Source organism: Pantoea sp. DY-17 (assembly GCF_019795975.1).
Lineage (GTDB): Bacteria > Pseudomonadota > Gammaproteobacteria > Enterobacterales > Enterobacteriaceae > Pantoea > Pantoea leporis.
The window spans coordinates 126333-146883 of the sequence record NZ_JAIMIG010000002.1; the positions used below are offsets into that span (position 1 = coordinate 126333).

The 20551-nt window shown below is 53.6% G+C and carries 23 protein-coding genes and 1 pseudogene; 17 read left to right on the top strand and 7 right to left on the bottom strand.

The window, feature by feature from the left end:
- Positions 1-132 precede the first annotated feature (132 nt).
- The gene (locus K5Y33_RS11055; protein WP_222233940.1) at positions 133-354 is read right to left on the bottom strand and encodes a hypothetical protein; all 222 of its coding nucleotides are present in this window, start codon (positions 352-354) and stop codon (positions 133-135) included.
- Positions 355-455: 101 nt separating this feature from the next.
- Positions 456-1373: a LysR family transcriptional regulator gene (locus K5Y33_RS11060; protein WP_222233941.1), complete on the bottom strand. Its 918-nt coding sequence runs from the start codon at positions 1371-1373 to the stop codon at positions 456-458.
- Positions 1374-1501: 128 nt separating this feature from the next.
- On the opposite strand from K5Y33_RS11060, the gene K5Y33_RS11065 reads away from it, so the two are divergent.
- Positions 1502-1765 carry a DUF2798 domain-containing protein gene (locus K5Y33_RS11065; protein ID WP_192412983.1) on the top strand — a complete coding sequence of 88 codons (264 nt, stop codon included), beginning with the start codon at positions 1502-1504 and terminating at the stop codon, positions 1763-1765.
- A 27-nt stretch (positions 1766-1792) separates the two neighbouring features.
- On the opposite strand, the pseudogene K5Y33_RS11070 reads toward K5Y33_RS11065, so the two are convergent.
- Positions 1793-2074: pseudogene (locus K5Y33_RS11070) on the bottom strand (LysR substrate-binding domain-containing protein); the annotation flags it as partial.
- 132 nt (positions 2075-2206) lie between these two features.
- Here K5Y33_RS11070 and K5Y33_RS11075 point away from each other — a divergent pair.
- Positions 2207-2656 (top strand): NUDIX hydrolase, encoded by a 450-nt coding sequence (locus K5Y33_RS11075; RefSeq protein WP_222233943.1) that lies wholly within the window; start codon positions 2207-2209, stop codon positions 2654-2656.
- Between the two features lie 101 nt (positions 2657-2757).
- Here K5Y33_RS11075 and K5Y33_RS11080 read toward each other — a convergent pair whose 3' ends face one another.
- Positions 2758-3201, bottom strand: coding sequence for a VOC family protein (locus K5Y33_RS11080; RefSeq protein WP_222233944.1), 444 nt, complete (start codon positions 3199-3201; stop codon positions 2758-2760).
- Positions 3202-3271: 70 nt separating this feature from the next.
- Positions 3272-3775, bottom strand: a complete 504-nt coding sequence (locus K5Y33_RS11085) for a GNAT family N-acetyltransferase (protein ID WP_217548546.1) — start codon at positions 3773-3775, stop codon at positions 3272-3274.
- Positions 3776-4171: 396 nt separating this feature from the next.
- Here K5Y33_RS11085 and K5Y33_RS11090 point away from each other — a divergent pair, with 396 nt between their 5' ends.
- Entirely contained in the window at positions 4172-4777 is a 606-nt protein-coding gene (locus K5Y33_RS11090) for a response regulator transcription factor (protein WP_217548218.1), read from the top strand.
- A gap of 150 nt (positions 4778-4927) precedes the next feature.
- Positions 4928-5920 carry a sugar phosphate isomerase/epimerase gene (locus K5Y33_RS11095; protein WP_222233945.1) on the top strand — a complete coding sequence of 331 codons (993 nt, stop codon included), beginning with the start codon at positions 4928-4930 and terminating at the stop codon, positions 5918-5920.
- A 21-nt stretch (positions 5921-5941) separates the two neighbouring features.
- Here the strand turns inward: K5Y33_RS11095 and K5Y33_RS11100 are convergent, their stop codons facing one another.
- A complete protein-coding gene (locus K5Y33_RS11100; protein ID WP_222233946.1) occupies positions 5942-6946 on the bottom strand; it encodes a LacI family DNA-binding transcriptional regulator in 1005 nt (334 codons plus the stop codon).
- Between the two features lie 310 nt (positions 6947-7256).
- Between K5Y33_RS11100 and K5Y33_RS11105 the strand changes: the two genes are divergently transcribed.
- Both K5Y33_RS11105 and K5Y33_RS11110 read left to right on the top strand, forming a co-directional pair.
- A complete protein-coding gene (locus K5Y33_RS11105) occupies positions 7257-8180 on the top strand; it encodes a substrate-binding domain-containing protein (RefSeq protein WP_110866909.1) in 924 nt (307 codons plus the stop codon).
- Positions 8181-8317: 137 nt separating this feature from the next.
- Positions 8318-9133, top strand: coding sequence for a creatininase family protein (locus tag K5Y33_RS11110; RefSeq protein ID WP_222212700.1), 816 nt, complete (start codon positions 8318-8320; stop codon positions 9131-9133).
- 71 nt (positions 9134-9204) lie between these two features.
- On the opposite strand, the gene K5Y33_RS11115 is transcribed toward K5Y33_RS11110, so the two are convergent.
- Positions 9205-10104 carry a LysR family transcriptional regulator gene (locus K5Y33_RS11115; protein WP_222233947.1) on the bottom strand — a complete coding sequence of 300 codons (900 nt, stop codon included), beginning with the start codon at positions 10102-10104 and terminating at the stop codon, positions 9205-9207.
- A gap of 105 nt (positions 10105-10209) precedes the next feature.
- On the opposite strand from K5Y33_RS11115, the gene K5Y33_RS11120 reads away from it, so the two are divergent.
- The 11 genes from K5Y33_RS11120 to K5Y33_RS11165 all read left to right on the top strand — a co-directional run bounded on the left by K5Y33_RS11120 (position 10210) and on the right by K5Y33_RS11165 (position 20492).
- Positions 10210-11220: a BMP family protein gene (locus K5Y33_RS11120; protein WP_222233948.1), complete on the top strand. Its 1011-nt coding sequence runs from the start codon at positions 10210-10212 to the stop codon at positions 11218-11220.
- A 5-nt stretch (positions 11221-11225) separates the two neighbouring features.
- Positions 11226-12779: an ABC transporter ATP-binding protein gene (locus K5Y33_RS11125; protein WP_222233949.1), complete on the top strand. Its 1554-nt coding sequence runs from the start codon at positions 11226-11228 to the stop codon at positions 12777-12779.
- A complete protein-coding gene (locus K5Y33_RS11130) occupies positions 12763-13878 on the top strand; it encodes an ABC transporter permease (protein WP_222233950.1) in 1116 nt (371 codons plus the stop codon). The genes K5Y33_RS11125 and K5Y33_RS11130 overlap by 17 nt, the downstream gene beginning before the upstream one ends.
- A complete protein-coding gene (locus K5Y33_RS11135) occupies positions 13875-14813 on the top strand; it encodes an ABC transporter permease (RefSeq protein ID WP_222233951.1) in 939 nt (312 codons plus the stop codon). The genes K5Y33_RS11130 and K5Y33_RS11135 overlap by 4 nt, the downstream gene beginning before the upstream one ends.
- 3 nt (positions 14814-14816) lie before the next feature.
- Positions 14817-15239, top strand: a complete 423-nt coding sequence (locus K5Y33_RS11140; RefSeq protein ID WP_222233952.1) for a cupin domain-containing protein — start codon at positions 14817-14819, stop codon at positions 15237-15239.
- 1 nt (position 15240) lies between these two features.
- Complete coding sequence (locus tag K5Y33_RS11145; RefSeq protein WP_192412961.1) at positions 15241-16014, top strand: cysteine hydrolase family protein; 774 nt, start codon at positions 15241-15243, stop codon at positions 16012-16014.
- Positions 16011-16937 (top strand): amidohydrolase family protein, encoded by a 927-nt coding sequence (locus K5Y33_RS23795; protein ID WP_370634118.1) that lies wholly within the window; start codon positions 16011-16013, stop codon positions 16935-16937. Before K5Y33_RS11145 ends, K5Y33_RS23795 begins: the two co-directional genes overlap by 4 nt.
- 8 nt (positions 16938-16945) lie before the next feature.
- Entirely contained in the window at positions 16946-17398 is a 453-nt protein-coding gene (locus tag K5Y33_RS23800; protein ID WP_370634119.1) for an amidohydrolase family protein, read from the top strand.
- Positions 17399-17551: 153 nt separating this feature from the next.
- On the top strand, positions 17552-18001 hold the full coding sequence (locus K5Y33_RS11155; RefSeq protein ID WP_222233953.1) for a helix-turn-helix domain-containing protein: 450 nt from the start codon (positions 17552-17554) through the stop codon (positions 17999-18001).
- Positions 18002-18010: 9 nt separating this feature from the next.
- Positions 18011-19291 carry a type II toxin-antitoxin system HipA family toxin gene (locus tag K5Y33_RS11160; protein ID WP_222233954.1) on the top strand — a complete coding sequence of 427 codons (1281 nt, stop codon included), beginning with the start codon at positions 18011-18013 and terminating at the stop codon, positions 19289-19291.
- A 97-nt stretch (positions 19292-19388) separates the two neighbouring features.
- Entirely contained in the window at positions 19389-20492 is a 1104-nt protein-coding gene (locus K5Y33_RS11165; RefSeq protein WP_222233955.1) for an NADH:flavin oxidoreductase/NADH oxidase, read from the top strand.
- Positions 20493-20551 lie beyond the last annotated feature (59 nt).

Here is a 20551-nt window from a genome sequence, read left to right on the forward strand (position 1 = left end):
GTAAGCATAGTCGGCATCTGCGAAAGCATTATCCGTAATCACTAAATGGGTTTATGAGCGGAAGTAATAAAAGCAGGTTAGGGCGCTGAATAGCCCGCGAAAACGGCGCTTCTACAGGGCCGCAGCGGCTAACTATTTCGCCAGGTTTTTGATATTTTCGTCAATGCGCGCCTGGAGAAAGCGCAGCGTTTCCGCAGTGATTTGCTCTGGGAACAAATCGGCCGCTTTGCGGGCAAAGCCAGATGCAACCGAACTGTAATTATCGATGATATCGCCTGCCTGCGCTGGCGTGAGTTCAGTTTCCTGTTGCCCGAGCGCTAATCCCGCTCTGGCCGCGACATCCGCTTGCGTCATCCGCTCAACAGCTTGACGATTTCTTCGGGTTTGCTAAGAGTTAAATCCAGCATATTGTGGCTTAACGTCCAAAAATGACTTTAACACCCAATATTATGGAGTTAATCAACGCTTTCGGCGAGTTGTTGTTCCAGAAAGGCAATAAACGCTCTTACCTTTGCATTCAGCGCCGAACGCTCGTTGACGCAAGCATAAATATTCATCGGTGAAGCCACTACGTCGCTTTTCTCACCTTGATCTGAGTGGAATAAAGGTATTAGTTGACCACTCTCGAGCAACGGCTGAGCAATAAAACTCGCCAGCCGGGCAATTCCACCGCCGTTTTCGGCAATTTTCGCGATGATATCAATATCATCGCTGATGAATTCTGGGTTGAGCTTTGCATTCACCGGCTGGCCATTGACCATAAACGTCCACGGAAGAAAGCGTCCGTCGGTTGGATAGCGGAAAACCAAACAGGCGTGCTGGCTCAGATCTTCAGGCGTTTTAGGGATGCCCGCACGCGCCAGATAAGAGGGTGCCGCGCAGAAGATAAAGGGTAATGAGGCAATTTTGCGGGCGATCAATTGAACACTCAGTTGCGCCTCAATACGAATACTGACGTCAACGCCTTCCAGGCGGTGGTCAACATTGCGATCGGTACTGATCAGTTCGATATCAATATCGGGGTAAGTTTGTTTAAAGGCAGGCATCAGTGGGGCGAGAACGTGTCTGCCAAATGCCGCCGTGGTGGCGATGCAAAGCGAACCCTGCGGTTTGGTTTCAATCGCTGCGGCCTGCGAGGCAAGGTCAATATCATGGGGAATGTGTCGGACTTTTTCGAAATAGCGTTTACCGCTTTCGGTTAACGTCATGCTTCGGGTAGTGCGTGAAAGCAGCCGCACACCCAAATGTGTCTCCAGACGCGCAACACTTTGGCTTACCGCCGCTGGACTCATTCCTTTCGCCCGCGCGGCGGCGGCAATGCTGCCGTTCTCAACTACGCGAATAAAAGTGTTGATCAACCCCAGTAAATCCATAGATCCCTCAATGCGTGATTCGTTACTTTTACTTAATAATGATTAAAGCAGAAGCGTTCTACTCGCATCCTGATTCACTTGATAGGTTAGCGGCTGTTTTGCTTAAACTTACTGAAAAGGATCACGCTATGACAATAGCAACCGAGAAAAGTAGTGCTCGTCTACGCCTGCCAAAGCACGTTTCACCTTACATCTTCGCGCTGTATATGGCGACAATCATGGCGTTTCTGATGAGCCTGGTCATTACCTTCGCCGAATTTGGCATCGGGCCACATTATATGGAAAATGTGATGAATGCATATCAAGTTGCGATGCCCGCTGCTTTTGTTTGCATACTGGTAGTGCGCCCGATTGTGGTTCGGTTGGTGGGATTAACGGTGCATGGTCATTGAGTCGTTTGATGCTCCCTCACATCAGTTTTATTGTGGGCTTCCAACTCTGCTCTGTAAAAAATCGATGAACGCTCGTACTTTTTCAGGTACATGACGCGTGTTGGGGTAAAGCGCATAAATTCCTTGACGGGGAAAATGATGATCTGGCAGTAGTTGGATCAAATTCCCCAGGCGCAACTCTTCATGCATAAGCCAGGCAGGTAAGAGGGCAACGCCAGCCCCTCCAAGAGCAAAAGCCAAGAGCGAAGCAGCGTTGTCAGCCATGATCATGGCAGGACTATGTACGTTGAAAACTACGCTCTCACCTTCGGTTTTGAAACTTGCAAACCTGAGATGTCCAATATTCTGTAATAACATATGATTTAACTTCGGCTCTCTTTTATTATAATCCTTAAAATCAGCTATGCTGACCTGCATTGGAAATGAAAAAGGAATTATCCATTGCGTACCCGTGATTCTGCACGTTTGCTTATTATGAACTCCCTTAATCAGGTCTTATTATTCAGGTTCAGGCATGATAAGGATGCGCTGGCTGGCAAAGTATACTGGGCAACTCCCGGTGGAGGCGTGGAATCAGAAGAGACTTTTGAGCAGGCAGCCATTCGGGAACTTAGAGAAGAAACAGGCATTTATGTTAATGATGTAGGCCCGTCGTTAACGGAGAGAACCTTTGAAATGACTCTGCCCAGCGGTGAGATGGTTCTGGCACATGAGCGATTTTATTTAATTAAAATAGGCGATGAAGATATCAGTACCAGCGGATGGACTGAAAATGAAAAATCAGTGATTAATAATTATCACTGGTGGGATCTTAATGAACTCCGCAATACAGACGACGTTGTTTACCCCTCAAATATTCCTGATATCTGCTCAATTGCCTCCTCAATCTAAGTGCGCATAATCATGATTATGTTAAATCAAGCATCTCATCGCGCACTCATACCACGTCTAGACCCGATATCAACCGTCACCCTTTCAAGTGACGTTTAACGTTAAACACCCGCGTTAAGGCGGCTGGTAATAATCTCAAGGCCAATCTGTTGGCCATATGAAAGTTCAAGCGTGTTGCCGTCGGGATCGGCGAAGAATGCCCAATAACCGACGGGAGCGGCTGATTGTTGCGCTGGGCGGCGTAACACACCTTCGCATTCAGCCTGAGCAACCTTGGCATCAATCTCTTCTTTACTGTCATACGCAACGCCTATATGACCAAACGGACCCAGAGGCGTATCCACTGTGGTTTGAGATTGCACCAACACCAACGCAAATGGACGCGTTAAATCAGAAAGCCATGCGACTTTTTGCGCTTCTGCAATGCCTGATGCCCGCTCATGGATCACCTGCATCCCTGCGTAACGTTGATAGAAATCGATGCTGCGTTCTATATCTCTCACTTGCAGCGCTATGTGGCTAAAACCAATATCGTGCTCTTTCATATTCCAATCCTGTAAAATAAGAAGAATTGGAATATGACATAAAATGTTGATGGCACTTGTTCACGAATGCCTAAAGATGAAGCTCATACACCACGCAAGGCACATCGTAGTGTTGCTCAATCGCTTTGTAGGTCATGCCAAGCCGCTGCATCACCTTTTGCGAAGCGGCATTCTCAGGATCGGCCACCGCAACCAAATATTTAACGCCAACCTTTTCTACCGCAAACTTAACTATCGCCTGTGCGGCTTCGGTGGCAAAACCTTTACCGTGATAATTGGCATTGAGACGCCAGCCAATTTCCAAAGGCGCACCATCCTGATTGGCTAAATGCTGCAGACAGCAAGCACCGACGATTTCGCCAGACTCTTTTTCCCGCATCGCCCACCAGGAAAAACCATATTGCTGCCAGCGCGATTGAACGCGTTCGATACTCGTCAGGGTCTCTTCTGGCGTTTTAACTACGCCATTGCTGATGTAACGCATAATTTCCGGATCGCTTTCCATCGCTCGCAGTCCGTCAAAATGCGCCAGCTCAAAGGGTTCCAGCCGCAGTCGGGTTGTTTCTAATTCCATCATATCTCCACTTAATGAAGAGCCTACACCAGCGTCATCGCATACGGTGACGCTTCAGAAATATCCAGCTGCTGCGCCAGTTAACTATGTCGGCTATTTTACCCAACAGCAAATGAAACGCGCCAGGCTGATATACCACCCGCTGCCTTTCCTGGCTGTGCATCGCTTCATGTTCTTATTTTCGTTGCACATTTTTGCCAGTGGCAAGCCCGATGCAAGGCTAACGCCCAGCGCGGCCATACGTTCACCCAGCGGTTATATCTCAACAACACTGACATGCCTTTAAATCTGTAATCGCGAATTTGGGAAATTTCGTACAAACCTCCCTTCCCCAGTCCGATATTCATAGCACCGGGATCGCGCTTTAATGCCAGCATAATAAAGATGGGGATAACTATGTTGTCATTAACGCTGATAGACAATAACAAATGGATTACTGAAGGGATTTCGCGTTATTTTTCCGGGAAATTTATTCATGTAAAAAATATAGATAGTGACGATATTGACTCAGCGCTGAGTAAGATCGCAGGAACGGATTTGCTCATCAGTGAATTAACCGCTTATGGCCGCGATGTGCAATTCTTTACCGAATTATTGCTGAAAGTCCAACGGACTTCGCCAGACACGCGGATTATCGTGCTAACCGATTTGCATGAGAAAGCGGTCATAAGCTATGTGGTCAGTTTGCTGCCAGGTGTTACTTTTCTCTCTAAAAAGTGCAGTCTGAAAGCGCTTTCTGATGCTGTATTAGGTTTACCGTTGGCTACAGAATTTGAGGCGGGTGTTCGCCGCACCAAGCAAACCCTTTCAGCGCGGGAGTTCGGTTTATTGCGCATGCTGGGGCAAACCAGCAATCTCACCGATATTGGATACAAACTGCATCTCAGTTGCAAAACCATCAGCCATCATCGACAGAGTATTATTCGCAAGCTCAACTGCGCCAACAATAAAGAGTTATTCAGCCGGTTAAGCCGGATGGGATATCACAGCAAACCGGTTTGAACAAAGGGGCATGGCATCGAATATTGTGTGATTACGGTTGCATTTCCGTCAATGATTGCTGGTTAACTGCGCACGCAGAGGCGCAGAATGGAATATATAACCATATATGAATATATATTCAATGACGCAATCATCTGAGGAGAAGGTCTAATGAGTTCCTACACGTATCCGAAATTTGGTGCCGGATTGTGGCACTTCGCCAACTATATCGATCGCTACGCCGTAGATGGTTACGGGCCAGCGCTTAGCACCCTTGATCAGATTAAACTCGCTGGCAGCGTCGAGGACCTATCCTATGTTGATGTGCCCTATCCCTTCACCGAAGGCGTAACCGTAGCGCAGGTTAAACAAGCGCTCGCCGATGCCGGATTGAAAGCCATTGGCGTGACGCCAGAAATCTATCTGCGCCGCTTTTCACGCGGTGCTTTCACCAATCCCGACGCCGCCATTCGCCAACAGGCGTTTGATTTAATGCATGAAGCCGCCACCGTAGTGCGTGAGCTGGGGGCTAACTACGTGAAAGTCTGGCCGGGTCAGGATGGCTGGGATTATCCGTTCCAGGTCGATCATAAAAACCTATGGAAGATGGCCGTAGAGGGTATGCGCGAACTGGCGAGCGCCAATCCAGACGTCAAATTTGCTATCGAGTACAAACCGCGTGAACCACGCGTGAAAATGACCTGGGATTCAGCTGCGCGTACGCTGCTCGGCATTGAGGATATTGGACTGGATAACGTTGGCGTGCTGCTCGATTTTGGTCATGCACTGTTTGCCGGTGAATCCCCAGCGGATTCCGCCCAGCTGATTATCGATCGTGGTCGTCTGTTTGGTATGGACGTCAACGACAACCTGCGCGGCTGGGATGACGATTTGGTGGTCGGTACCGTGCACATGACCGAGATTTTTGAGTTCTTCTATGTTCTGAAGATCAATAACTGGGACGGCGTGTGGCAGCTTGATCAATTCCCGTTCCGTGAAGATCATGTTGAAGCCGCCAATCTGTCGATTCGCTTCCTCAAACATATCTATCGCGCGCTGGATAAGCTGGATATCGCCGCGTTGCAGGAAGCGCAGCATGAGCAAAACCCGCTGAAAGCGCAAAGAATTATTCAAAATGCGTTGCTGACCAGCATAGAACAGTGATTTTACGTCGTGGGTCGTCATTTATGGCGACCTCAAATGCGAACGCCGTACTCGCATTTCACCCCGCCGCCAATGCTCATCCGCACTCTCGCGACCATCAATCAATCGGTTTAACGCTTCGGCGATCAGCAGATCAATACATTGGCTAAAGGTGGTGAGTTGGCAGCCTGGCGCGCTGGCTTCTTCAATATCATCGAATCCCACCACCGCAATCCTTGGCCTGGCCGGGGCGGCGCGCATCGCTTCCATCGCGCCGAGCGCCAGCACATCGTTTTCACAGAACAGCGCATCAATTGCGGGCGCATCCGGTTGATGCAGATAATCGCTCATCGCTTGCCAGCTGCGTGCACGATCGTAGCTGCCGGCTTTAAGCAGCACATCAATTTGACAGCCTGCTTGTTGCAGCGTCGCTTCAAATCCCTCTTTGCGCAGCAGATGTGACGTTGGTGTATCCGGACCTTGCATAAAACCAAACCGTTGCGCGCCCTGCGCCAGCAACAGCTCGGCGATTTGCTTGCCGGCGGCATAACCATCAATCGCCACCACATCGATGCCCTGCGCATGCGTATTGCGGCACAGCTGCACCAGCGGAATGTTGTACATATCCTCCACCAGCGTTATCAGCTGTGCCGATAACACCGTACCGAGAAACAAAATGCCGTCGATCTGCAATTGATCCGCCTGCGTCATTACCGATCGATACGGCTCGCCGTCGGTGATGTTGAGGATCATCGCCATATAGCCGCGACGTTGTAGCTGCTGCGTAGCTTCATTAAGAATCATCAGCGTATGCGGATTTTTCAGCTCGTCGATTACTACGCCAATAATATGCGTTTTCTTCTTTACCAGACTACGCGCCAGCAAATTGGGCCGATATCCCAGCTCTTTAGCGATGCGCATCACCTTCTCGCGCGCCTTCTCAGAGATTGAAGCGCCAGGCATAAACGCGCGCGATACCGTCCATTTCGATACGCCGGCAAGAAGTGCTACATCGCTGGCCGTGGCTTTTTTTACTGTTCTGGTCATCGGCTCCCTTCCGCAAATTACCTGACAAAAAGCGAGCATAAAGCGATTCCTCATGTAAGCAAGAGGCGATTTTTGCAAACTTTGCACCCGGTTGCATTTTTGTAATGCACTCGGGTGCAAATCGTGATGATTTTGTGATCATGGTGATGAAATCGCTTTTTGCTGCGTTGACTATTTTTCAACCGTGCCAGAGAGTGAATGCAGCACATCGCGTTGTCCGTCTGAACATGATGTCAATCAGCGGAACTCATCCCGTTGATTTTGCACCCGGATGCAAAATAATAGAAACCTTCCCTACAGAGATAAAAAAATGAAATTATTCAAAGTAGTAATGCTTATCTGCGGTTTGCTCAGTATGTTCACTGCCCAGGCGAAAACCTACATGGTTGGCGTCGCTCTGGCTAATCTCGATCTCAATTTTGTTTCCATCTTAAGAAGTCAGATGGAAAAGCAGCTTAAAGACAAAGGGCTTAACAGCCAGTTTGCCGATGCTAAAGGCGATGTATCTCTGCAAATCCAGCAGGTGGATGATTTCATCAATCAGGGCGCAGACGCGATCATCATCAACCCGGTTGATACGCAAGGCGTAATGCCGGTGATCGCCGCCGCGCAAAAAGCCAATATCCCGCTGATCTTCGTGAACCGTAAACCCGAAGTGAAACTGACCGGTAAAATGGCCTATGTCGGTTCCGACTCAGCGTTAAGCGGCAAAATGGAGATCGAAGCTTTAGCCAAGCGTCTGGATAACAAAGGAAATATCGCCATTCTGATGGGCGCCCTCTCCACCGAAGAAGCACGTCAGCGCACCAAAGCGGTTGAAGATTATGTGAAGGATCATCCCGGCCTGAAAGTGATCCAGAAACAGAGCGCCAACTGGCAGCGCAACGAAGCGGTCGATAAAACCCTGTCATGGTTGCAGGATGGGAATGATATCAACGCCATCATCGCTAACAACGATGAAATGGCGATCGGGGCGATTATGGCGCTCGATCAGTTGAAGAAAAACAATGTGTTAGTCGCCGGCATCGACGGCACGCCGGATGGTTTGCAGTTTATTAAGAACGGCAAAATGGCGGTGACGATCTTCCAGGATGCGAAAGGCCAGGCGACCGGTGCAGTCGATGTGGCTTACGACATGCTGAGCGGTAAAAAGACCGAAGCCTACAACTGGGTGCCATACCAGACGGTGACCAAAGAAAATTATCAGGAATTCACCAGTAAAAATCAGAAGTAACGCCGCTCTTGTTGGGTCGCCGATCATTCATGGCGACCTGCTTATGACCAATGCCTTTAAAGCAACGCTAAGTGCGAATTTTGTTGCTTCCATTGCACTATTAACTCGCTATGTTGGGGTTAAAAATGGAGGTCAACATGCTCAAACCGTCTTCGCCCTGGTGGTGGGATCTTTCAACCCGGGAATTCAGTGAACTTGATATGGCGAATATCGTCGCCGTGCTGCCGATTGGCGCAGTTGAACAACATGGCCCGCATCTGCCGGTGCGTGTGGATGCGGCGATCAACGCCGGCATTATTCAACGCGCGGTGGAATTATTGCCCGACGATCTTCCTTTGCTGGTGTTGCCCGCGCTGCCGATGGGTAAATCGGATGAACATCTTGCCTATCCCGGCACCCTTTCGCTGCCGTATGACGTGTTAGGCAAAGTATGGTTCGAAGTCGCGAAAAGCGCCTGGCGCGCCGGAATTCGCAAGCTGATTTTCTGGAACTCGCACGGCGGACAGCCGCAGCTGATGGAAATCGTCTGTCGCCAGCTGCGCATCGAACTGGGCATGTTTGCCGTCAGCGCCAGCTGGTTCCGTACCATTGATGCATCGGATCTCTACAGCGCGCATGAACTTAATCACGGCATTCACGGCGGTGAATCAGAAACCAGCATGATGCTGCATTTGCACCCTGAACTGGTGCAGATGCAGCACGCCGCTAATTTCGTTTCCACTTCGGTGGCGCTTGAAGCGACCGGCGGTATTTTAACGCCGGAAGGCGGCATTGGTTTTGGCTGGATGGCGCAGGATCTGCATCTGTCTGGTGCTACCGGCAACGCCGCAGCGGCGGATGCTGAGCGCGGTGCGATTGCCACCGATCGTGCTGCACATGCGCTGCTGAAGCTGGCACGCGAAGTGAACGATTTCGATATTCATTTCCTGACCGATCGCACCGCATTCTCGTAGGGTCGCCATGTAAGGTGACCAAGTGCGCATTAATGCGGACCCTACAAAACCTCCATCGTTGCGACCTGCTATCAACGCAATTCCGACATCATCCCTTTAATGGTTTCGGCGAACACGCTCCCAATCGCGCTGGTGCCGCGATCGTGGCCGATCAACATCAGCGTTTGCGTGTGCTGGGCCAGTTCGCGCACCGGAATATAGACTAACCGGCCGCTGCGTTGGTCAGATTCAATGTCAATTGGCGTGAGAAACGTGAGGGTTTGATCCATCATCGCCGACTGTCGCATCACCTCGATCGAATTGGTTTCAATAACCGGCTGCATATTGATCGAGGCGCGCGCGAACACTTCATTTAGGTAAGGCCGAATCACCATCGATTTGTCGGCAATCACCACCGGATACGGCAAGCAATCACTCAAACGCAAACTGGATTTCTCCGCCAGCGGGTGCCCCGCGCCCACCACCGCGCCCAATCGCACCGGCACGCTGGCAATGTTGCGATGTACCGGCTGCAGGTCGAAATCAAATCCAATCCCCAAATCGGCCTCGCCACTTGCCACCGCGTTAGTGATGTTCTCGCCGGTGGTGAGTTGTTGCAGCAGCAATTTCACGCGCGGATTGGCGCGGCGAAACTCCGCTGCCACGCGCGGAATCAGGTTCGCCGCTAATCCACTCATCATCGCCACCGTCACTTCGCCGCGCCGCAGTCCTTTCAGCTCTTCGATTTTCATCTGCGCGATTTCAATCTCTTTAAAGCTCTGCCGCACATGATGAATCAGCGCTTCACCGGCGGCGGTAAGAATCATTTTACGCGGCAAACGCTGAAACAGCGGCGTGCCAAGCTCCTCTTCCAGCGCAATCAGCTGGCGGTTAATCGCCGACGCCGAAATGTGTAGCCGTTCAGCCGCTTTGCGAATCGAACCGCTGCGCGCCACCTGATCGATATACACAAACAAACGATGTTGCAGCATATTCCCCCTGCGTTGCCTTTTAGGCATCGGTAAGTACTAAAAATGATGCTTTTAAGATAATGCTCTTCCGGTGATTAATACATCAAAACCACACCAGGAGAACACATGATGGCAGACGTATCCCGCAGAAAGTTTGCGCAGTTAGTGGCTGGCGCACTGTTGTTACCCGCGCTGGCACCGATGTTGTCGCGCAAAGCGATGGCGGCGAATAACACCATAAAAATCGCCCTGCTGTTGCCCGGCTCGGTTGCCGATGGCGGCTGGAGTTCGCTGGCGTATGCCGGATTGCAGAGCCTGCAAAAAGCCGGTTTCAGCGTGGCGCACAGCGAAAGCGTGTCGCAGGCGCAGATGGATCAAACCATACGTGGCTACGCCGATGACGGTTACACGCTGATCATTGGCCACAGCTTTGAATACGGCTCGGCGTTTGCCGAAATCGCGCCGGAATATCCTGACACCTATTTCTTCGCGTCCACCTTCAAGCCAGGCGAAAAATCACCGGACAACGTGGAATACGTCAACCTCGCCTATCTGCAAGGCGCCTATGCCGCCGGTGCGCTGGCGGCGCTGATCTCCGAAAAAGGCAAAGCGGTCGGCTTTGTGGGCGGCGGCGATAATCCCACGCAGCAGGCAATGATGCGCGCCTTTATTCAGGCCGCTGAGAAAACCCGTCCGGGCATCAAAGGCATGGGCGTGGTGACCGGGGATTACGATAACGCCGCCAAAGGCCGTGAAGCTGCCACCACCATGATTGGCAACGGCGCGGATGTGATTTGGCATGCCGCAGACGTCACCGGCCTCGGCGCGATGCAAGGCGCGGCAGCGGCGAAAGTCAAAGCTATCGGCTGCTATGTCGATCAGCGTGATGTCGCGCCCGATTATGTTGCCTGCAGCTTCCGCCAGAACCTCGACTGGATGGTAGAACAGGTTGGCGAGTCGGTGGCGAATAAAACCTTTAAAGGCGGCGACGAATGGCATCCCACCGTTGGCAAAGCCTGGTCGGTGGTCAATGGCAGCGAACATTACAACGCCAAACTGGTGAGTGCCAGCGCATGGGCTAGCTTCCAGCAGATCTGGCAGCAGCTTGATAGCGGCGCGCTGAAGCCAGTGGTTTAACCATCATGACAGCAACAGCAAACATCCGCGTCGCGCTGAAAAACATCACCAAACGCTTTGCGCGCGTGGTGGCCAATGATGACGTGTCGCTCAGCATTAAAGCCGGCGAAATCCACGCGCTGCTAGGGGAAAACGGCGCGGGAAAAAGCACGCTAATGCAAATCCTTTACGGCCTGTATCAGGCCGATGAAGGCAGCATTGAGGTGGATGGCCAGGCGCAGCGTTTTCGCGATCCCAGCGATGCTATCGCCTGCGGCATTGGTATGGTGCATCAGGAATTCATGCTGGTGCAGCCGATGAGCGTGGTGGAAAACGTGGTGCTGGGATTGAAAGAAGGCGCTAGCGGCGTACTTGATCTGCGCGCGGCGGCGGCGCGTTTGCAGGCGCTGTCGGATAAACACGGGCTGGCGATCGATCCCTGGGTGAAAGTGCAGCATTTGCCGATTGGCGTGCAGCAACGTGTGGAGATCCTCAAGCTGTTGTACCGTGATGCGCAGGTGCTGATTCTCGACGAACCGACGGCGGTGCTGACGCCGCAGGAGAAAGCCGGCCTCTTCGCCACACTGAAATCACTGTGCGCAGAAGGCCGTTCGGTAGTGATTGTCACTCACAAACTGTATGAAATCATGGCGATTGCCCATCACGTTTCGGTGATGCGCGGCGGCAAAATGGTCGATTCGGTGGATATTAAAGACACTTCGGAACGCGATCTGGCACGCCGCATGGTTGGGCGCGATGTGGTGCTGCGCGTCGAAAAAACGCCGTGCCAGCCGGGCAAAACCGTGTTGCAGGTGGAGAGCATTGCAGTGCGTGATGCCAGCGGCCAGCAGAAAATCTGGCGCGTGTCGCTCAACGTCGCTGCGGGCGAAATCCTCGGCATTGCTGGTGTGGAAGGCAACGGTCAATCGGAGCTGGCGGAAGCGCTCCTTAACCTGCGTGAACTGGAAGCAGGCCGCATTCTGCTGAATGGCGAAGACATCAGCGACGATTCCCCCGCTACGCGCCGCCATAAAGGCATCAGTTTTATTCCGGCGGATCGGCGTGGCGTCGGTTCGGTGACCGATTTATCGATTACCGATAACGCCATGCTTGGCCGCCAGCGCACCTTTACCCGCGCGGGCGGCTGGCTGCTGGATCGCCAGCGCATTAGCCAGCATGCGCACGACATCATCGCCCGCTTTGCGGTACGCACGCCGGATGCCGATTTCGAAGCCGGAAAACTCTCCGGCGGTAACCTGCAAAAGTTGATTCTCGGGCGCGAAGTCGCCAGCAATCCCTGCTTATTAGTGGTTGAACAGCCCACGCGCGGGCTGGATGTCGGCGCGATTGAGAGCGTGTGGCAAGGTTTGATGGCGGCACGCGATCGCGGCTGCGCCATTCTGATGATCTCCGCCGAGCTGGAGGAGATCATCAATCTCTCCGATCGCATCGCGGTGATGTACAGCGGCCAGATTGCCGGAGAAATGGACGCCGCCGACGCCACGCCAGAACGCCTCGGCGAACTGATGGCGGGCGCGCACCTGAAAAAAACCGGAGGCAACCATGAAGAAGCTGCTTGAGCGACGTCTGGCGCCCGCCGAATCCAGCGGCGCGCTGGTGTTAACCAGTTTTTGCGGCATCCTTGCCGCTTTCATCATTGCCGGCTTGCTGTTTATCCCGTTTGGCGGCAATCCGCTCTCGGCTTATGGCTTCCTGTTTGATGCCGCTTTTGGCTCGCTGCGCAGCTTCGGTCTCAGCCTGGTGCAATCCACGCCGCTAATGCTGATCGCGCTGGCAACCATCGTGGTGTGGCGCGCCGGGCTCGGTTATATCGGCTTCGAAGGCTGTTTTCTGCTAGGTGCCGCTGCGGCCAGTTGGATCGCGCTGTCGGGTACGCCGCAGGGCTTTCCGTGGGCGATTCCCGCGCTGCTCTACTGGCCGATGGTGCTGATTGCCGCCTTCCTTGCGGGCGCGCTTTGGGCCGGTTGGGTTGGCGCGTTACGGGTAAAATTTGGCGGCAACGATGTGCTGATTTCGCTGATGGCCAACTATGTGGCGCTGTTCATGGTGCAGTATCTGGTTTCCGGCCCAATGCGCGCGCCGGGCGATCTGCCGCAGACGCCACGTTTGCCGGTGGAGAGCTGGCTGCCGTTTGTGATGAACGGCATGCGCGCACATTGGGGCATCGCCATCGCGCTAGTCGCCACGCTGTTTGTCTTCTGGCTGATGCGTGCCACACCCGCCGGTTTTGAAATCAAAATTGCCGGGCTGAATCCGCGCGCGGCGCGCTACAGCGGCGTGGATGTCAATCGCCGCCAAATGGGCGCGGTGCTGCTCGGCGGCGGATTGGCGGCGCTGGCGGGATTGTGCGCCGTATTGGGCGTGCAACATCGGCTGATGGAAGGCATTTCCGGCGGCGTCGGCTTTATCGGCGTGGTGGTGGCTTTGCTGGCACGCCTCAATCCGCTGCTGGTGATCCCGACCGCCATTCTCTACGGCGGGCTGGAAGTGGGCGGCAGCGCCATGCAGCGCCAAACCGGCTTGCCCACTTCGGTAGTGTTGATTCTGCAAAGTCTGGTGGTGTTACTGATTCTGGCGGGCGATCTGCTGCGCTATTACCGCATCAACCTGCCCGGCGGGTGTAAGTCGCGCAGCCAGCTGGCGGAGGAACAATCATGAATCTGTGGATGAATCTCGATACCGCCTTTTTCGTCAGCTGGCTAGCCGCCGCGGTGCGCCTTGCCGGTCCGGTGTTACTGGCGGCGCTCGGTGAAATCTATGCCGAACGCTCCGGCGTACTGAATATCGGTATCGAAGGCACTATTCTGCTGGGCGCGCTTTCCAGCTACATGACGGCGGTTGAGAGCGGATCGACCACGCTGGGCTTTATCGCCGGGGGCGTCGGCGGACTGCTGGTTGGCTGCGTGCTGGCGGCGCTCTACCTGCGCGCCCATGCCAGCCAGATTGTGGTGGGCATCGTCTTCAATATATTGGCAGCGGGATTAGCCACCTGGATTTACGCGCTGGTGATGGGCACTGCATCCTCGCCCACCATCCCGATGCTCGAACCCTGGCATGTGCCGCTGCTCTCTTCGCTGCCTTTTATTGGCCCGATTCTGTTCCAGCAGCCGCTGCCGCTCTATCTCACTTTGCTGCTGGCGGTGCTGGCGCACTTTGGTCTGTTTCACACCCGCTTCGGCCTGTCGCTGCGTGCGGTGGGCGAAAACCCGCGCGCGGCACATGCCGCCGGGCTCAACGTGTTGAAGATCCGCACGTGGGGCGTGCTGTTCTCCTGCGTGGGCGCTGGATTGGCGGGCAGCTATCTGGTCACGGCGCAGATCGGCCTGTTCCGCGACAACATCGTCAGTGGACAAGGTTTTATCGCGCTGGCGATTGTCATCTTTGGACGCTGGAGCCCGCTTAAAGCGCTGGTCGCCGCTTTTATCTTTGGCGCTGCAGATGCCCTGCAACTCTCGCTACAGCTGTTTGAAAACACGCTGCCGCCGCAGGTGCTGCTGGCGCTGCCTTACTTGCTCACCATTCTGGCGATGTCCGGCGTGGTGGGACGCACATTGCAACCCGGCGCATTAACGCAGCCTTATCGAAAGGAATAAATTATGAAATCGTTTCGTTTCAACAATCTTGCGGATGTTAAGGCGTTCCGTATCAGTGCGGACAGCAGCAACTATTTCGCCATCTTGTTCGACAAACCTTTGGACGGTATTGAGAACATTTTTGTGGTGGAGATTTTCAACGTCGGTGGTGCTACGCCACCGAATGAACACGCCACTGCGCACGAGTTCTTTTATGTACTGCACGGCGAAGGCGTGGCGCGCTGTAACGATGATGAACTTGAGATAAAGAAAGGCGATTCCCTGCTGCTGCATCCGGGCAACGATCACGCCATTCGTAATACCGGCAGCAGCAAACTCTATACGCTGACGGTGATGACGCCGAATGAAGGCTTCTCTGAACTGATTCGTAGCGGTGACCCTGTCACGCTCGATGCTGAAGATATCCGCGTGTTAACGGGAGCCTGATATGCCGGAGAACGTTTTAGGCAGCAGTCGACACAATCAGTGGCGCGTTTCAGCGCAAGTGGTTGATACGCGGCGTCCAGCGCAGGCGTCGCGCAGCGTCCAGCTTACATCGCGTGAACGTTCAGTGATTTTTGATCTGCAGCGCACGGCTATCCTGGTGATTGATATGCAGAACGACTTTTGTCATGCCGAAGGCTGGCTCGGGCATATCGGCGTCGATGTCACGCCCGCGCGCGCGCCGATTGCACCGCTGCAAGCCTTGCTGCCAACGCTGCGCGCCGCTCAGGTACCGGTGATTTGGCTCAATTGGGGCAATCGCGCTGATAAACTCAATCTCAGCCCCGCGCTGCTGCACGTCTATAACCCGAACGGTGATGGCGTGGGATTAGGCGATCCGCTGCCGGTTTCCGGCGCGCCGGTGTTGCAGGCCGGCAGCTGGGCGGCGGAAGTGGTGGACGAACTGACGCCGGATGCCAATGACATTCGCGTCAACAAATACCGCATGTCCGGTTTTCAGGACAGCGAGCTCGACAGCATTCTACGCAATCTCAACGTCACCACGCTGCTGTTTGCCGGTGTTAATGTCGATCAGTGCGTGCTTTGCACCTTACAGGATGCCAACTTTCGCGGTTACGACTGCCTGCTGCTGGAAGATTGCAGCGCCACCACCTCGCCGGCTTATTGCCGCGATGCCACGCTGTATAACGTGCAGCAATGCTTTGGTTTTGTGGTCAATGCCGCTGAATTACAGCAGCAACTGGAGAACGCCTCATGAGTTATCTGCTGGCTGACGGCTGGATGATCACCATGAATCCGCAACGCGAGATTCTGGAACAGGCCAGTTTGCTGATTGAAGATAAGACCATTCGCGCCATCGGCACGCGCGACGCTTTGCAGCAGCGCTATCCTGAAGCCGAAATTATCGACTGCCGCGAACGCATTATTATGCCGGGCATGGTGAACACGCATACGCATCTGTTTCAGACGCTGCTGAAAGGTCTCGGCGATGACATGGTGCTGAAAAAGTGGTTCACCTGCATGACCGGACCCAGCGCCGTAGCGTTGACCGAAGAAGATGTTTACGCTGCCGCGCTGCACGGCTGCATGGAATCACTGCGTTCGGGCGTCACGTCGCTGGTCGATTTTATGTACGCGCATCCGCGTCCAGGATTAACCGCCAAAGTGATCGAGGCCTTTGAAGTCAGCGGCATTCGCGGTCATGTGTGTCGCGGTTTTCTCACCAGCGGCGCTGAGCATGGCATTCCTGCCGAACTGATCGAAACGCCTGAACAGGCGCTGGCCGATGCGCGCGCGGTGATCGATCGTTATCACCAGGTCGATGGCCGGGTAAAAGTCGGTCTGGCACCGAGCATGATTTGGGCGCTGGATGAGAAAGTGCTGCGCGGCACGCGCCAGCTGGCGGATGAAACCGGCGTGCTGATCACTACGCATGTGGCGGAAACCGATTTTGAGATCGAGCAGGCAAAGCTGCGTTTTCAGGCCAGCGATACCGAATTCCTCAGCGATATCGGTTTCCTCGGCCCGGACGTGCTGGCGGTGCATTGCGTGCAGTGCAATTCGCGCGACATCCGCGCACTCAAACATCATGACACGCGCGTGTCGCACAATCCCTGCAGCAATCTCTACCTCGCTTCCGGCGTGCCGCCGATTCCGGAGATGCTGGCGGGGCCGGCTTAACCGTTGGTTTGGGTTCAGACGGCCCCGCCAGCAGCAACAATCACAATCTTTTTCAGGCGATGAAAGTGGCGGCGCTGCTGCAAAAAGGCGTGCACCGCGATCCCACTATTATGACGGCGGAAAAAGTGCTGGAGATGGCCACCATCGACGGTGCGCGGGCAATTGGCCTCGAACATCTGGTGGGTTCGCTGGAAGTCGGCAAACGCGCCGATGTGGTGATCGTTGATACTTCGCATCCGGCGATGACGCCAATCCATCATCCGGTTTCATCGTTGGTCTACTCGGCGCTCGGCCACGAGGTCAGCGATGTGTTTGTTGATGGCGCTTATCTGCTGCGGAATGGTGAGTTTACCCAGCTCAATCAAAAAGAGGTGATGGCGCGTTCGCAACGTGCAGCGCATTCACTGGCGGTGCGCACCGGCAATGATAAAGCGCGCGGCTGGCGATCGGCGACGTTTTAAATTGAAGTGCTAATATTTTATATTTTAGGTTCATTAAATGATAATTTATTAGCACTTTTTCGTTTTTATTTTAATCATTAAAAATGGAATGCAGATCGACAAAGTGCTAATATTTTATCCATTAACCCCATTTAAAGATAAAATAGTGACACAATGGCACAGCGAACTTCTCTGCTTCTTCCTCAAACGAGCGAAATGCTTGCCGCTTTTGGAGAGCGATTAAAACTCGCTCGTAAAAGAAGAAAACTTACGGCTAAACAGGTGGCGGAACGCGCGGGAATGACCCCGATGACGTTGCGTTCGCTTGAAGCGGGTAGCGCGGGTGTGACTATCGGAGCCTATCTGGCTGTGATGCAGGTGTTAGGACTCGAACAGGATCTCAATCTGCTGGCTGCTGAGGATACTCTGGGTCGCCAACTGCAAGATGCACGTCTTACCTCAACGACTAAATTATTTGCCGCTAAATCAGCGTATAAGGTTGATGAGGGTGAGAACAGCACGCAGGTAGCTGAGGCGAATAAGCGCGGAGTTGAGCAAAAAAACGCTCAGACAGTCACCTCTGCCGGCCTCGCCTCACTGCTAATTTCAGGGAAGAAAAAATAGGACACGACAATGACCATGATTAGCGTCTACGCCGACTGGAACGGACTCAAGCAACCAAAACGTCTCGGTTATCTGCATATTCGCCGCAGCCGGGCGCGTGAATCTTTTGAATTTCAGTATGATCCGCAAGCGCTTAGCGATCCCGATTTGATGTTGATCCAGTTAGATCCCGGCATCCACTTATTCGAAGGGCCACAATATCCTGCCAACAATCGTGCTGGATTTGGTGTGTTTGGCGATTCCAGCCCCGACAGATGGGGACGCTTATTGATGGAGCGTCGTCTGGAACGCGATATCCGTGGCGGATTATTGCCTTCCGGCACGCGCATGTTTGAATCCGATTTTTTACTGGGGGTTCATGACCTGTATCGCGTGGGTGCTTTGCGTTACCGGCTGGAGGATCAGGGGGAATTTCTTGATAACAGATTGGAAATTGCGGCTCCCCCATTTACTGAAATCGCAGCACTTGAACGTGCAAGCCGCGCGCTGGAAAGCGATCCGGATAACCGTGCTGTTCAGGGACATGAATGGCTCAGGATGTTGATCGCTCCAGGCGGTTCTCTGGGTGGCGCACGGCCCAAAGCCAGTGTGGTTGATGAGGAAGGTCAGCTATTTATCGCCAAGTTCCCCAGCATCCGCGATGAATATGATGTGGGTGGATGGGAAATGGTCGTCAATGCTCTCGCCACGGCTTGTGAACTTGACGTTGCCGCTGCGATGGCGAAAAAATTTGCCAGCGATTATCACTGTTTCATGGTGCGCCGTTTCGATCGCACGCCCGAAGGAAAGCGTCTGCACTTTGCCTCCGCGATGACCATGACTGGCCATATTGATGGCGAAGATGCGTCCACCGGAGTGAGTTATCTCGAACTGGCAGAAGTATTGATTCGTCATGGCTCCCAAACCAATGCTGATTTACGCGAGCTGTGGTCGCGGATTGTCTTTAATATGCTGGTCTCTAACACCGATGATCATCTGCGCAATCATGGATTTATTCTGGTTCCAGGCAAGGGCTGGCGGTTATCTGCCGCCTTCGATCTTAATCCAGTGCCCTATGCTGATGGCCTAAAATTAAATGTGACGGCAGCTGATAATGCGCTTGATCTCGATTTGGCGCGGGAAGTTGCGCCCTATTTCCGGCTGAAGGCACGTGAAGCCGAAACTATCATTGAAAAATTCAGCAGCATTGTTGCGCAATGGCGCATAGTCGCCAGACATTTGGGGTTATCACAACGTGAGCAGGAAAAAATGTCTGATGCGTTTCGACTTGCGGCGGCACATTCCGCTTAACTTACTTTTTGCTACAACATTCAAACTCATAGCCCTCTGCAAAATGCGCTTTTCGCCCTAAGCTTAAAGCCATTCAGCCACTGAAGATGAGGTTTCAATGAGTTTACTGTTTAGTACGACGCAACTGGGTAAGTTAACGCTCGATAATCGCATCGTCATCGCGCCGATGTGCCAATACTCTGCGAAGGATGGCAAAGCCAGCGCCTGGCACCGCATTCATCTCGGGCAACTGGCACTTTCCGGCGCCGGTTTGCTGATCATTGAGGCGACAGCAGTGGAAGCCGCCGGACGTATTTCTCCGGGCGATTTAGGCTTGTGGGATGATGCAACGGAAGCGGCTTTAGCCAGCGTTCTGCAAGATATCCGCCACTATTCTGACACTCCCATTGGTATTCAACTCGGTCACGCCGGACGCAAAGCGTCCTGCGCCGCGCCGTGGCTGGGCGGCAATCAGCTGTCGCTGGAGCAAGGTGGCTGGCAAACCGTTGCACCATCCGCGCAAGCCTTTAATCCTGAAGATCGCGCACCGGTTGCGCTAAGTAAACAGGATCTTGAGCGCCTGAAACTGGCCTTCGTTGACAGCGCGCAGCGTGCGGCGAAACTCGGTATCCAGTTGATTGAACTGCATGCTGCGCACGGCTATTTGCTGCATCAGTTCCTGTCGCCACTGAGTAACCAGCGTGAGGATGAGTACGGCGGCTCGCTGGAGAATCGTCTGCGTTTCCCTCTGGAAGTGTTCCATGCGGTGCGCAGCGCCGTGCCAGATTCAGTGGCGGTAGGTGTGCGCCTCTCTGCAACGGATTGGGTTGACGGTGGCTGGGATGTTGAGCAGTCGATTGTCTTCAGCCAGCAACTCGAAGCGGCGGGCAGCGATTATGTGCACGTCTCCAGTGGCGGCTTGTCACCGCAGCAGAAAATCACGGTCGGTCCCGGTTATCAATTGCCTTTTGCACGCGACATCCGCAAACAGGTAAAGATTCCGGTGATTGGCGTAGGCTTGATTACGGAACCAAAGCAGGCAGAACAAGCATTGCAGGTAGGTGACGCAGATTTGATCGCGCTGGCGCGCGCAGTACTTTACGACCCGCGCTGGCCGTGGCATGCCGCCGCTGAATTGGGCGCGCAGGCCAAAGCGCCACCGCAGTATCTGCGCTCCGAGCCGCACGGCCTGAAAGGCACGCTAATTTCGAATAAAAAGTGATTATTTGAGCCGGTGCGCATCAATGCGCACCGCTCCAACGTAGGGTCGTCATTATGGCG